The sequence below is a fragment of the Amycolatopsis sp. lyj-108 genome, assembly GCF_046549005.1.
Classification (GTDB): domain Bacteria; phylum Actinomycetota; class Actinomycetes; order Mycobacteriales; family Pseudonocardiaceae; genus Amycolatopsis.
This window is the reverse complement of record NZ_JAJPWQ010000001.1, coordinates 544,428-556,585: the sequence shown is the minus strand read 5'-3', so window position 1 is coordinate 556,585 and position 12,158 is coordinate 544,428. Positions and strand designations below refer to the sequence as shown.

Genomic DNA, 12,158 nt, shown 5'->3' with positions numbered 1-12,158 from the left:
TCCTCATCACTCATGAGACGGCAAGCCTCAGGATCTCCCGCGCCACGGTGTCGTTCTGCCGGAAGGGAATCGCGTTGGTCCGCGGCCGGGTGAACGCCCCCGCGGACCGCGCGGACGTATGCGGCCCGAGCGCGAACCGGCGCGGATGCGGGCGGCCCTCGCCGTCGAGCATCCGGCCGTCGGAGACGCGGGTGTGGATGCGGCCGGCGAGCAGCCGGACGCCGGTGACCGGGTCGACCACGGCTTCCTCGCCGAGCGCGCCGCTGTCGCGCAACTGTCGCAAAAGGACATCGGACGCCCGGGTGATGCTCGGCCCGGGCAATCGCGCCTCGACGAGCGTCCGCGCCTCGGTCTCACCGGGAAAGCTCGCACCGGCGGCGACGAACGACCGGCGTTCCTCGTCTGCCGAGATCCGCATTTCGGCGCCCAGGAAGGAAACGAGGCCCGCTTCCTGGAGTGCGAGCAGCTCTTCGAGGCGCCGCGGCGGCGGCCCGCTGGCGAAGTACGAGAAGAAGCCGAGGAACCATCCGTCCAAATCGGACAGTTGTGACGCCGCGTCGAGCCGTCCGGTCTGGATCAGCGCGGGAAGCTGGCCCATCACAGACAGCAGTGCCATGAACGCGCCCAGATCCGCGCTGTATTCCGAGTCCGACCGGCGGCTCAGGTCCGCTTCGACGTACTCGCGCAGTTCCTTGCCGTACTCCTCGGTGGTGCCGAATTCGGCGCCCGCCATCGGCCGGTCGAGCCGGTCCAGGTCGAGCCGGTCGTCCTGCGCCGGGACCGCCCGCGCCACCAGCGCGGCGAGTTCGTCCGGCGCCGCGTCCGCGAAAGCGTCGGCGAAGACGGCGAAGTCCATGCGCACCCGCTCGGGGTGGGCAGTGAACAGCTCGCTGTAGTACGCCCAGGCGATCTCCTTCGAGATCAGCGGCCAGACGTCGCGGCGGAAGTCGATCCGGCCGGGTACGGCGCACAGCCTTTCGATGGCGTAGGCGTCGAAGAACCTCGGCAATTGCAACGGTTTCCCACGCGGGCGGTAGCCGATTTTCGCGTGGTACGGCACTCCTCGACGCGAACCGATGTGCAGCACGGGCTCGGCGCCGCTGGGGTGGTACTTCAACCCGCCGCACGCCTGCTCCTCGAAACGACCGCCGCGGCCTTCGGTCAGCAACAGCATCAGATCGACGAACGCGAGGCCGAATCCGCGTACCAGCACGGTTTCCCCCGGTCCGATCGCCGAATAGTCGACGTCGGCGGTGTAGCCGGCCGGGTAGTACGCGAGGTCGTGGCGGGCGGCGAAGTCCGCGAGCGCGGTCTCGCGATCGTCCGGTTCCGCGTCGAGATGCCCGACGGTGAACAGGACCGCGTCCGCTTCGAGGGGTTCCGCGCGATCCTCCAGCCAGAGCGACTGCGGTTCGCCGTCTTCGAGCCGCACCGCGCGGGTCCGGTGCTCGACGACCTCGATCCCGGCCGGGAGTTCGGCCAGGACCTTGCGGTGGAACCAGGTGAGGTACGCGCTCTGCAACCGTCGCGTCGGGAAGTGATCGTTTTGCAGCGCCTCGAGTTCGGCGCGCAGGCTGTCGTCGACCTCGGCGTCGAGGGTGCCCGCGCGAACCTGCCGCGCCCACTCGATCAGCGAGGGCCCCGGGCGGATCGGGCCGTCGATCTGCACGGTGTCGTCGGTGAAGACCGTGACGTCCTCGGGCATGGAGTTCATCCGCAGCAGCGGCGACTGCTCGAACCGCCAGACCCGCCCCGCCCCGGCGGGGAAGGGGTCGATGAGATGCACCATCAGACGCCGTCCGCCGAGCAGTTCGGCGGCGTTCGCGCCGAGCCGTTCGAGCACGCCCACCCCGCGCGGACCGGCACCGACCACCGCGAGCACGTAGGGACGCTCTGCGGTACTCACGAGGCCGAAGCTACGCCCGGATTCCGGGGCACGTTCGGCTTCTCAAAGAGCGGAACCGTCTCGAAGAGAGGGCTGCGCCGTTCACTCCTCCGGACGCGGACCGCTCAGCCATTCGGCCCAGCGTTCCGGCTGCGCTCCGTGGCGATCGGACACCTGCGGCGCGGGCTCATCCGACCCGCCCCGACCACACGGAGATTCCGGCCCCCGGCGAGGCGGTCACATCCGGATTTTACCGGCCAAAGGCACGAAAAAGGCGAAAGCCGCAGGTCTGGACCTCGGTACCGGCCATCGGGACATCTTCGCGAACGACCGTTCGCCCACGAAAAAGATCTCCAACTCCAGAAACCCGGCGAAAGAACCTAGCCAATCACCAACAGTCAGGAGACACTTACGTGAACGAATGACGCTTCGTGACGAGCTCGTGACCGCGTTACTCTCGGTCACGAGTTTGTCGCGTAATAAGGACCCTATTGGGGGCAACATGGCTTCGGCCGGACGGGTCACTTACCGAGAAGTGTTCGGGGTAGCCGAGTTCCGTTCGCTCTGGTTCGCCGAGCTGTTCTCGATCTTCGGTGATCAACTCGCCAGGGTCGCCCTCTCGGTCCTCGTCTTCACCGAAACCCGTTCCGCGACCCTGACCGGTCTCACCTACGCGCTGACCTACGCCCCTTCGCTGCTCGGCGGAATCTTCCTCACCGGGTTCGCGGACCGGTTCCCCCGGCGGACCGTGATGGTGGTCGTGGACCTGTTACGGGCGGCGCTGATCGCGCTGGTCGCGGTCCCGGTGCTGCCGTTCTGGGTCCTGTGCGTCCTCGTCGGCGCCGTCTCGCTACTGAACCCGCCGTTCAAGGCGGCGCAGCTGGCCTTGCTGCCCCAGATCCTCGAAGGCGATCGCTTCGTCGTCGGCATGGCGATCCGCAGCATGACCGTCCAATCGGCGCAGCTGGCCGGATTCGCGGGCGGCGGCCTTCTGCTGACCGCGCTCGAACCCCACCTCGCGCTCGCGCTGGACGCGGTCACCTTCTTGATCTCGGCGCTGTTCGTCCGGTTCGGGCTGAAGTCGCGTCCGGCCGCGGCCACCGGCGAGAAACGCAAGTCGTTCTTCGCGTCGATCGGCGCGGGCGGCAAGATCGTCTTCGCCAGCTCCGGGCTGCGCTCGCTGCTGCTGTTCACCTGGCTGATGGGCCTGCTGCCGGTGTACGAGGGCATCGCGGCGCCGTACGTCGCGTCTTCGGGCGGCGGCCCCGAAATCATCGGCCTGTTGCTGGCCGCCGACCCGATCGGCAGCGTGATCGGCGCGTTCATCTACTCGCGCTGGGTGCCGGCACACCTCCGGCCGAAGCTGATCGGGCCGCTTTCGGCGCTGACGGCGGTCCCGCTGCTGCTGTGCTTCCTGCAGCCGGGTCCGCTGTCGTCGATCGTGTTGTTCGTGTTCTGCGGCGCCTTCGGCACGGTGGCGCTGATGCAGGCGACCGCCTCACTGACGCTGGCCGTGCCGGACGAGAGCCGGGCACAGGTCATGGGCCTGTCGAACACCGGCCTGACCACGACGATGGGCGTGAGTCCCCTGATCGGCGGCATCCTGGCCGATCAAGTGGGCCCGCAGTCGACCGTCGGCGTCTTCGGGCTTGCGGGATTGATACTGACCGTCCCGCTGGCCCTGAGCTGGTGGCGGACCCTCAGCCGCGACCCCGAACGATGGCAGGAGAAAGACGCCGCACGCGCAGAACATTGAGGTGTTCCGCGCGCCGGCCCGATCGCGCGGACGTCTGGCGCGCGCCCCAGTTCACTGATCCCTACCGGCCATCGCTGGCACCTTTCCCTCGACCTCTCAGAGAAAAGTACACACCTAGGGAGCTTGTCGACAGCCCGCAAGTCGGTAGAAGCTGTCCGTAAGTAGGGGGTTTCGGAGAATGACGCAAGAGTCAGGGGGAAAGATGATCACATCGGAGGAACGCGCTGGACATCGTTCGGCTCTCACGGTAGCGACGTGGGAGCTGTGGAAGAGGCCTCGGCACTGGATCGCCTACACCGGGCTGTCCGTCGCGACGATGCTGGCACTGACGGGGGTCTTCGCCGCATCCATCGCCATTACGTCTTCGCAGGTCCTGCTGTGTTTCCTGCTCGCCGGGCTCGCCATCGCGCACACCGAGGCGACCCGCCGGATCGAGCGGCAGCGACGCAGCATGAGCGTCACCCCGCACATCAACATGACCTCGGTCTGGGTGCTGCCCGGTGCGATTCTGCTTCCGCCGCAGTTGACGGCGCTTCTCGTAACCGTCATCTATCTCCACCTCGGATACCGCAGTTGGGCCGGCCTTCGCACGGTCAACCCCCATCGAACTGTGGCGAACGCCACATCGATGACGCTGACCGCGTTCGCCGCCTGGGCGGCCGTGCAGGTCGTCGGCGCCGACGCGGCGTCGGTGACGTCGATCTGTGCCGCGAGCCTCGCCTTCTTCCTGATGAACGCCGTCTTCACCGGCACCGGCCTGTACTTCGCGGCGCCTGACAAGGCGACCATCCAGGCGCTCCTCGGCTCTTGGGACGACAACATCCTCGAAGCCTCGACGGTCTGCATCGGCGCCCTGGTGCTCGCCGTCATGCCGCATCAGCCGGTGCTGGTGCTGCTCGTCTTCCTGCCGCTGTACCTGCTGCAGCGTTCGGTGCTGATCAAGCAGCTGGAAGAACTCGCCACCACCGATCAGAAGACCCAGCTGCTCAACGCCACGACCTGGCAGCAGGGCGCCGTCCGCGAGGTCGCCCGCGCCGAACGCGAGAACGGCCAGTTCGGCACGCTGATGATCGACCTCGACCACTTCAAGAGCATCAACGACACCTACGGCCACCTGGCGGGCGACGACGTGCTCAAGGGGGTCGCGGCGCTGGTCAAGGCCGAAACGCGGACGCAGGACCTCGCCGGCCGCTTCGGCGGTGAGGAGTTCGTCGTACTCCTGACATCGTCGTCGAAGCAGGAGTCCGTCGCGGTCGCCGAGCGGATCCGGCAGCGGATCAGCGAAATGGTCATCAAGACCCAGGACAACGAGGGCAATCCCGTGGTCATCGAGCAGCGGACGGCGTCGGTCGGCGTCGCGAACTTCCCGCTCGACGGCCGGACGGTGGACGAGGTCATGGCCTCGGCCGACGCCTCCGTCTACGCGGCCAAACGCAACGGCCGGAACCGGGTCGTCTCGTCGCCGGACCTGGCGACGGTCGCCGAAGTGGCTGGAAAGCCTCTGGAGGCCGTCGCGGCCTAGCGCAACCGCTCCATCACATCGGCGGCCGCGGTCCGAAGGCGGACCACGCCCCCGACGGTGAATTCGGTGAGCAGGTCGATGAGCGCGTCCGCGTCGGGCGGCTCACCGTCCCAGCTCGCCTGGACGAGCGCCTCGGTCATCGCGAAGAACAGCGTGACCAGGGCCTTGTCCGCGCGGCCGGAATCGACGCCGTGGCTGGCCCAGCGCTGCCTGCTCGCCTCGGTGTAGACCCGCGCGAGCCGCTCACGGAGCCGGGTGAGGGCCGGGTCGCCCATGCGCTCGGCCTCGCGCAGCACGGGGAACGCCTCGGGATTCGCCGCGACGAAGGCGAACATGTTGGCGTAATTGCCGCGCGCCCAGGAGCGGAGCTCGGGCTGCGAGAGATCGATGGCGGGCGCGCCGATCGCCTCGAAGGCCCGCTCCTCGATATCCACCACGACCTGGGCGAACAGCGTCGTACGGTCACCGAACTGCTCGTAGACGGCCTGCCGGGAAACCCCCGCGCGCCGGGCGATCTGCTCGATCGTCGCGGCCTGCGCGCCGTGCACCGCGAAGACCCCGGCAGCCGCACTCAGCACCCGCGTGCGCTGCTCACCGATCGGGAGTTTGCGGGGCCGCCCTCTCGGCGCCGGACTTGACATTGTGCGCCACCTCACTGACTCTCTTTTTCGACACGTCTGTCGAAAATGTTTGTGCTCAACGAGGAGCAAGCATGCGTCCAGGATCCCGGCGCGGTGTGTCCGCCGCCGTCTCAGCGGCCACCATCGCGGCCCTGCTGACCTTCGGGGCACAGCAGGCCAACGCCGCCCCGTCCTTCTACGATCCCCCGTCGCCACTGCCCGCGGGTGCTCCCGGCGACATCATCCGGCACGAACCGTCCACCTTCTACGTCGATCCCGTGAAACTCATCAAGGCCGACGCCGACGTCCGGCGGATCATGTACCGCAGCACCGACACGCACGGCAAAGCCAACGCCGTGACCGGCACCGTCCTGACCCCGAAGGAGGCGTGGACCGGCGCGGGCGAGCGGCCGGTCATCGGCTACGCGGCCGGGACGCAGGGCGTCGGCGACCAGTGCGCGCCATCGAAAGCCCTCGCCGCGGGCACGGAGTACGAAGGCCCCTTCATCGCCGGACTGCTGCTTCGCGGCTACGGCGTCGTCGTCACCGACTACGAAGGCCTCGGCACCCCGGGCGTCCACACGTACGTCAACCGCGTCGCCGAAGGCAACGCCGTCCTCGACTCGATCCGCGCGGCGCAGCGCCTGCCCGAAGCGAACCTGCCGGACAACGGCCCCGTCGCGACCGCGGGCTATTCACAGGGCGGCGGCGCGTCGGCGTCGGCAGCCGAATTGCAGCCGTCATACGCACCCGAACTCAAACTGAAGGGCTCGTACGCGGGCGCCGTCCCCGCCGACCTGGCCGAGGTCGGCAAGAACATCGACGGGCACTACGCCTTCGGATTCCTCGGATTCACGCTGGTCAGCATGGACGCGGCCTATCCGGAGCTGAACATCCCCGCCCTGCTGAACGCGAAGGGCGTCGAAGCGTTCGAGAAGGTCAAGCAGGAGTGCACCGTGGACGCGATCTTCGCGCACGCGTTCACCCAGTCGAAGAACCTGACCAAGGACGGCAGGCCGCTGACCGCGTACCTCGGCGAAGAGCCGTTCAAGACGCGCGTCGGCGAACAGCTCATCGGGGCACGGAAGCCGGCTGCGCCGACGCTGGTCGTCCACAGCGCTCTCGACGACATCGTCCCCTACGCGCAGGGGCGGACCATGGCGCGCTCGTGGTGCGCGAAGGGCGCGAAGGTGCAGTTCTCGACTTCGCTGGTTCCTACGCACGTCGGCGGAGCCATCAGGGCTTTCCCGGAGGCTTTCGCTTGGCTTGAGGGGCGCTTCGCGGGGCTGCCTGCCGTGGGGAACTGCGGGCTGTTCTAGGGGTCACCAAGTGCCATGAAAGGTCCTTTCCTTGCAAATTTTGCAAGGAAAGGACCTTTCATAGCGCGCTACTTGAGGCCGGTGGCTTCCGCGGCGGCGGGGTCCGAGTCGCCGAGGAACGTCCGGCACCGGTCGTACTCTTCGGTCTCGCCGATCTTGCCGGCGGCCTTGCCGAGGACGGCGAGGGCACGCAGGAAGCCCTGGTTCGGGCGGTGCGACCACGGCACCGGTCCGTGTCCCTTCCAGCCCGCGCGGCGGAGCTGGTCGAGGCCGCGGTGGTAGCCGGTGCGGGCGTACGCGTACGCGGCGACGGTCTCGCCGGCTTCCAGTGCCCTCTCGGCGAGGGCGGCCCACGCTTCGCTGTAGTCGGGGTGCTCGGCGGCGACGGCGGTCGGGTCGGTCCCGGCGTCCAGCGCCGCCTGGGCGGCGGTGTGCTCGGGAAGATGCGTCGGCTGGGGGCCGAGGAGGTTCGTCATACGGTCCATTGTGCAGACCCGTCTCCCCAAGGGCGCCCCGCGCCCGACGGAGACTTCACAGCGCGCGATCAGCACCAGCGCTGTGACTAGAAGAACAGGCTCCCGAGAATGCCCCCACCGGCCAGCACCAGAGCGGCGACGAGGACCGCCGCGACGAGTCGTTTCGGCATCATGGCGGCACACCTTGCCCTGTTTCGCACGCCGACCGCAAATCCGCCACCCCTACGGGTGAACCCCGATTTTCGACCCCGAATGCCTGTCTCGTGACCTGGAGCAGGGAAGATATCCGCATGACAAAGGCGACAGAAGTGACCGGGGACCTTTCGCCGGGTGTCATCCCCCGCAGCCCCATCGCCAAGACGAGGCTGTTCTTCAAGCTCCACTGGCACCGCGGCGCGCCGGGACAGGCGACGCCGGACTGGGTGCTGAACTTCTGCTACTCGATGTGGCTGGCGGCGTTCGCCTTCAAGATGGTGGGCTCGTCGTGGGACATGTCGTGGCATTTCATGTGGTTGCGGGACGACCTCGCCCCGCCGCACCTGATCAACACCGTCGGCACGGTGATCATCATGGTGCTGGTGGCGATCCACAGCTACACCGGAATGGGTGCTGACCGGCGTTCGCTCCGGTTGATGCAGATCGGGCTCGTGGTGTTCCTCATCGCGGCGCCGCTGGACGTCATCAACCACCGCGTCAACGGTCTCGACCTGACCGCGTGGAGCCCGTCGCACATGATGCTCTACATCGGCACGGGCATCATGCAGGCCGGCGTGATCATGGGCTGGCTGAAGTACGCCAAACCGGGCCGGACGCGCACCGGTGTCCTGATCGGACTGTGGGTGTTCTTCCTGGAGAACACGTTCTTCCCGAACGGCCAGCAGGAGTACGGCATCCTCGGCCTGCGCGCCTGGGAACGCGGCACGCCCGAGGCCGAGCCGGAACTGCTGAACTTCGCCGCCGGCCAGATCGGGCATCCGGTCGACCAGGTGGCCGTCGAGTACTTCACGATGCCGATCGACGACTGGGTGTACCCGCTCTGGGGTATCGGCGTGATGGCCCTGATCTTCGCGCTGGCGCGGTACACCACCGGCTTCCGCTGGGCGGGGACGACGGTCGCCGCGGCGTACCTCGGCTACCGGCTGGTGATGTGGCCGCTGCTGCTCGGGATGGGCTTCCCGATCTCGACCGTGCCGTTCTACCTGCTGGCCGTCGGCCTCGCCGTCGACCTGGCGTTCCGCATCGGCCGCGGTCATCCGCTGCTGACGGCGGGCACCGGCGCGCTGCTGGTGACGGCGTCCGGCTACGGGATGCTGTGGGTGCAGTCGCAGTTCCGGCCATGGATCCTCGGCGACGCGCATACGGAGTCGGCGCCGCCGGTGGCCTACTGGACGGCCGTGGTCTGCCTGGTGGGGGTCGGTGCGCTGTGGGCCGCCGCCGGACCGGGAACGCGAGCGGTGAACTCGCTACTGGAGAAGCGCCGAGAGAAGACGACGCTCCCGGCCGCCTGAGGCTCTGAGTACGTGAAGGCCCCTTCACTGCGTCTAGCGCAGTGAAGGGGGCCTTCACGTTTCCGCATTTAGATGACTAATTGCGAACTGGTCAGAGCTTCTTGCCCGCGGAACCCAGCGACTGAGCGGCCTCGACGATGCGCGCGGCCATACCGGCCTCGGCGGCCTTCAGGTAGCTACGCGGGTCGTAGACCTTCTTGTTGCCGACCTCGCCGTCGATCTTCAGGACGCCGTCGTAGTTCTTGAAGAAGTGGTCCGCGATGGGCCGGGTGAAGGCGTACTGCGTGTCGGTGTCGACGTTCATCTTCACGACGCCGTAGGACACCGCCTCGCGGATCTCCTCCGGCAGCGAGCCGGAACCGCCGTGGAAGACCAGCTCGAACGGCTTCGAACCGGCCGGGAGGCCGAGCTTCTTCGACGCCGCTTCCTGGCCGCCCTTGAGCACGTCCGGGCGCAGCTTCACGTTGCCGGGCTTGTAGACGCCGTGCACGTTGCCGAAGGTCGCGGCCAGCAGGTAGCGGCCGTTCTCGCCGGAGCCGAGCGCGTCGATCGTCTTCAGGAAGTCGCCCTCGGCGGTGTACAGCTTCTCGTTGATCTCGGCCTCGACGCCGTCTTCCTCGCCGCCGACGACGCCGATCTCGACCTCGAGGATGATGTTCGCGGCCGCAGCCTTGGCGAGCAGTTCCTGCGCGATCTCGAGGTTCTCGTCGAGGTCGATCGCGGAGCCGTCCCACATGTGGCTCTGGAACAGCGGGTGCTGACCGTTCTTGACGCGCTCCGCCGAGATCTCGATCAGCGGGCGGACGAAGCCGTCGAGCTTGTCCTTCGGGCAGTGGTCGGTGTGCAGCGCGACGTTCACGTCGTACTTGGCGGCGACGACCTGGGCGAACTCGGCGAGCGCGACCGAACCGGTCACCATGTCCTTGACCTTCTGGCCGGACGCGAACTCCGCGCCGCCGGTGGAGAACTGGATGATCCCGTCGCTCTCCGCCTCGGCGAACCCGCGGATGGCGGCGTTCAGGGTCTCCGACGAGGTCACGTTGATGGCCGGGTAGGCGAATTCGTTCGCCTTCGCCCGGTCGAGCATCTCCGCGTAGACCTCGGGGGTGGCGATGGGCATCGTTTACTCCTCCTCGAAGCAGGCTGGTGCACCTCTCGGCCGCATCGTACGAGGTCGGCCGGGAGGTGCCTACAGCCGTCGCGTCAGAGGAGGACGCCGGCGAGCGCCCGGTAGACCGGCAGGGGGTCCTGGTTCAGTACCTGGATGTTGACGTGGTCCGCCCCGGCTTCGAGATGCGCGGTGACGCCGCGGGCGACCGTCTCGGCGTCGCCGTGGACGGCCAGCGCGTCGACCAGCTTGTCGCTGCCCTCGCCTGCCAGGTCCTCATCGGTGAAACCGAGTTTCCGCAGGGAGTTCGTGTAGTTGACGAGGCCGAGGTAGAACTTGACGGTGCCCCGCCCGATCTCGCGGGCCTTCGCCGGGTCGGTCTCGAGGACGACCTTCTGCTCGGGTGCGAGCAGCGGTCCTTCGCCGAGGATCTCGCGCGCCTGGCGGGTGTGCTCGGGGGTCATCAGGTACGGGTGGGCTCCCGCTGTGCGGTCTCCTGCGAGTTTGATCACCTTCGGGCCGAGGGCGGCCAGCGCGCGGCCCTCGACGGGCACTCCGGCGGCGTCGAGCGCGTCGAGGTACTCGACCAGCGCGGCGTACGGCTTCTTGAACTCCGCGGTGTGCTCCCGGTGCCCGGCGCCGATACCGAGCAAGAACCGGTCCGGGTGCTTCGCGGCGATGCGCTGGTACGACTCGGCGACCGTGGCCGCGTCGTCCTTCCAGATGTTGACGATGCCGGTGGCCACCTTGATCGTCTCCGTCGCGTCGAGGATTTCCTCCGCCTTCGCGAGGTCACCCGACGGCGAGCCGCCGAGCCAGATCGCGCCGTAGCCGAGTTTCTCCAGCTCACGGGCCAGGCCCGGGGTGAAAACGGATTCGTGCTGCCAGATGCCGATCCGGCCGAGTTCGATTCCCATGTACCGGGCCAACGCCGCGGACGGCCGATGTCTTCCCTTAAGTTCGGGGTATGGCGAAACTCGGCAACACCGACCTCGACGTCCGGGGGATCAACCTGGGCGGGAACGTTTTCGGCTGGACCGCGGACCAGGAGCAGTCCTTCGCCGTCCTCGACGCCTACACGGCGGCGGGCGGCAACTTCATCGACACCGCCGACCTGTACTCCAAGGGCGGCTCCGAGACGATCATCGGCGACTGGCTGGCCCGCCGCGGCCGCCGTGACGACGTCGTCATCGCGACCAAGACCGGCATGTGGGACGAGCGGAAGGGGCTGTCTGCGGCGAACATCGCCGCGGCGGCCGAAGACTCGCTGCGCCGGCTCCGTACCGACCACATCGACCTCTACTACGCGCACATCGACGATCCGGAGACCCCGATCGAGGAGACGTTGCGTGCCTTCGACGCGCTCGTGCGCGCGGGCAAGGTCCGCTACGTCGCGGCGTCGAACTACTCGGCCGAACGGCTGAGCGAGTCACTGTCCATTTCGGACCGTGAAGGGCTGGCGAAGTACGTCGCGCTGCAACCGCACTACAACCTCGTCGAGCGGGACTACGAGCGGGACCTGGCGCCGACGGTCGAACGTGAGAACCTGGCCGTGCTGCCGTATTTCTCGCTGGCCAAGGGTTTTCTCGCCGGGAAGTACCGGTCGAAGGACGATCTCGGCGACAGTCCGCGTGCCGCCCGCGCTTCGTCCTATTTGGACGAACGTGGTGAGCGGGTGCTCTCGGCGCTCGACGAGATCGCGGCCGATCGCGGCGTCTCGGTCGCGGCCGTCTCGCTCGCGTGGCTGTTCGCCCGGCCGACCGTCACCGCGCCCATCGCGAGCGCCCGCTCGGTCGAGCAGCTGAACGACCTCCTGCCCGCCGTCGACTTGGCGCTCACCCCTGCCGAGGTCGACGCCCTCACCACCGCCTCGCGCTGACAACCCCCGCAATTCGTCACCTACTTGCGCGCTCCCCCTCCCGCAAGCAGGTGACGAATTGCGTACTTACTTGTGGGTAGCTTAC

The 12,158-nt window shown here is 68.0% G+C and carries 10 protein-coding genes; 5 read left to right on the top strand and 5 right to left on the bottom strand.

Annotation, left to right across the window (positions count from 1 at the left end; genetic code table 11):
• Window positions 1-10 precede the first annotated feature (10 nt).
• Entirely contained in the window at window positions 11-1,906 is a 1,896-nt protein-coding gene (locus ACLJO0_RS02705) for an FAD/NAD(P)-binding protein (RefSeq protein WP_410576404.1), read from the bottom strand.
• Window positions 1,907-2,387: 481 nt separating this feature from the next.
• Here ACLJO0_RS02705 and ACLJO0_RS02700 point away from each other — a divergent pair, with 481 nt between their 5' ends.
• Window positions 2,388-3,641, top strand: coding sequence for an MFS transporter (locus ACLJO0_RS02700; RefSeq protein WP_410576403.1), 1,254 nt, complete (start codon window positions 2,388-2,390; stop codon window positions 3,639-3,641).
• Window positions 3,642-3,843: 202 nt separating this feature from the next.
• Window positions 3,844-5,163 carry a GGDEF domain-containing protein gene (locus tag ACLJO0_RS02695; RefSeq protein ID WP_410576402.1) on the top strand — a complete coding sequence of 440 codons (1,320 nt, stop codon included), beginning with the start codon at window positions 3,844-3,846 and terminating at the stop codon, window positions 5,161-5,163.
• Here ACLJO0_RS02695 and ACLJO0_RS02690 read toward each other — a convergent pair.
• Window positions 5,160-5,741, bottom strand: coding sequence for a TetR/AcrR family transcriptional regulator (locus ACLJO0_RS02690; protein WP_410576955.1), 582 nt, complete (start codon window positions 5,739-5,741; stop codon window positions 5,160-5,162). The genes ACLJO0_RS02695 and ACLJO0_RS02690 overlap by 4 nt on opposite strands.
• Window positions 5,742-5,875: 134 nt before the next feature.
• Between ACLJO0_RS02690 and ACLJO0_RS02685 the strand changes: the two genes are divergently transcribed.
• Window positions 5,876-7,102, top strand: coding sequence for a lipase family protein (locus ACLJO0_RS02685; protein ID WP_410576401.1), 1,227 nt, complete (start codon window positions 5,876-5,878; stop codon window positions 7,100-7,102).
• A gap of 68 nt (window positions 7,103-7,170) precedes the next feature.
• Here the strand turns inward: ACLJO0_RS02685 and ACLJO0_RS02680 are convergent, their stop codons facing one another.
• Complete coding sequence (locus ACLJO0_RS02680; protein ID WP_410576400.1) at window positions 7,171-7,578, bottom strand: DUF3151 domain-containing protein; 408 nt, start codon at window positions 7,576-7,578, stop codon at window positions 7,171-7,173.
• Window positions 7,579-7,868: 290 nt separating this feature from the next.
• Between ACLJO0_RS02680 and ACLJO0_RS02675 the strand changes: the two genes are divergently transcribed.
• Window positions 7,869-9,086 (top strand): hypothetical protein, encoded by a 1,218-nt coding sequence (locus ACLJO0_RS02675; protein WP_410576399.1) that lies wholly within the window; start codon window positions 7,869-7,871, stop codon window positions 9,084-9,086.
• A 91-nt stretch (window positions 9,087-9,177) separates the two neighbouring features.
• Here the strand turns inward: ACLJO0_RS02675 and fbaA are convergent, their stop codons facing one another.
• Both fbaA and ACLJO0_RS02665 read right to left on the bottom strand, forming a co-directional pair.
• Window positions 9,178-10,206 (bottom strand): class II fructose-bisphosphate aldolase, encoded by a 1,029-nt coding sequence (gene fbaA / locus ACLJO0_RS02670; RefSeq protein ID WP_125790898.1) that lies wholly within the window; start codon window positions 10,204-10,206, stop codon window positions 9,178-9,180.
• 83 nt (window positions 10,207-10,289) lie between these two features.
• On the bottom strand, window positions 10,290-11,111 hold the full coding sequence (locus tag ACLJO0_RS02665) for an LLM class F420-dependent oxidoreductase (RefSeq protein WP_410576398.1): 822 nt from the start codon (window positions 11,109-11,111) through the stop codon (window positions 10,290-10,292).
• Window positions 11,112-11,161: 50 nt separating this feature from the next.
• Here ACLJO0_RS02665 and ACLJO0_RS02660 point away from each other — a divergent pair, with 50 nt between their 5' ends.
• Window positions 11,162-12,073 (top strand): aldo/keto reductase, encoded by a 912-nt coding sequence (locus ACLJO0_RS02660; RefSeq protein WP_410576397.1) that lies wholly within the window; start codon window positions 11,162-11,164, stop codon window positions 12,071-12,073.
• Window positions 12,074-12,158: the final 85 nt, after the last annotated feature.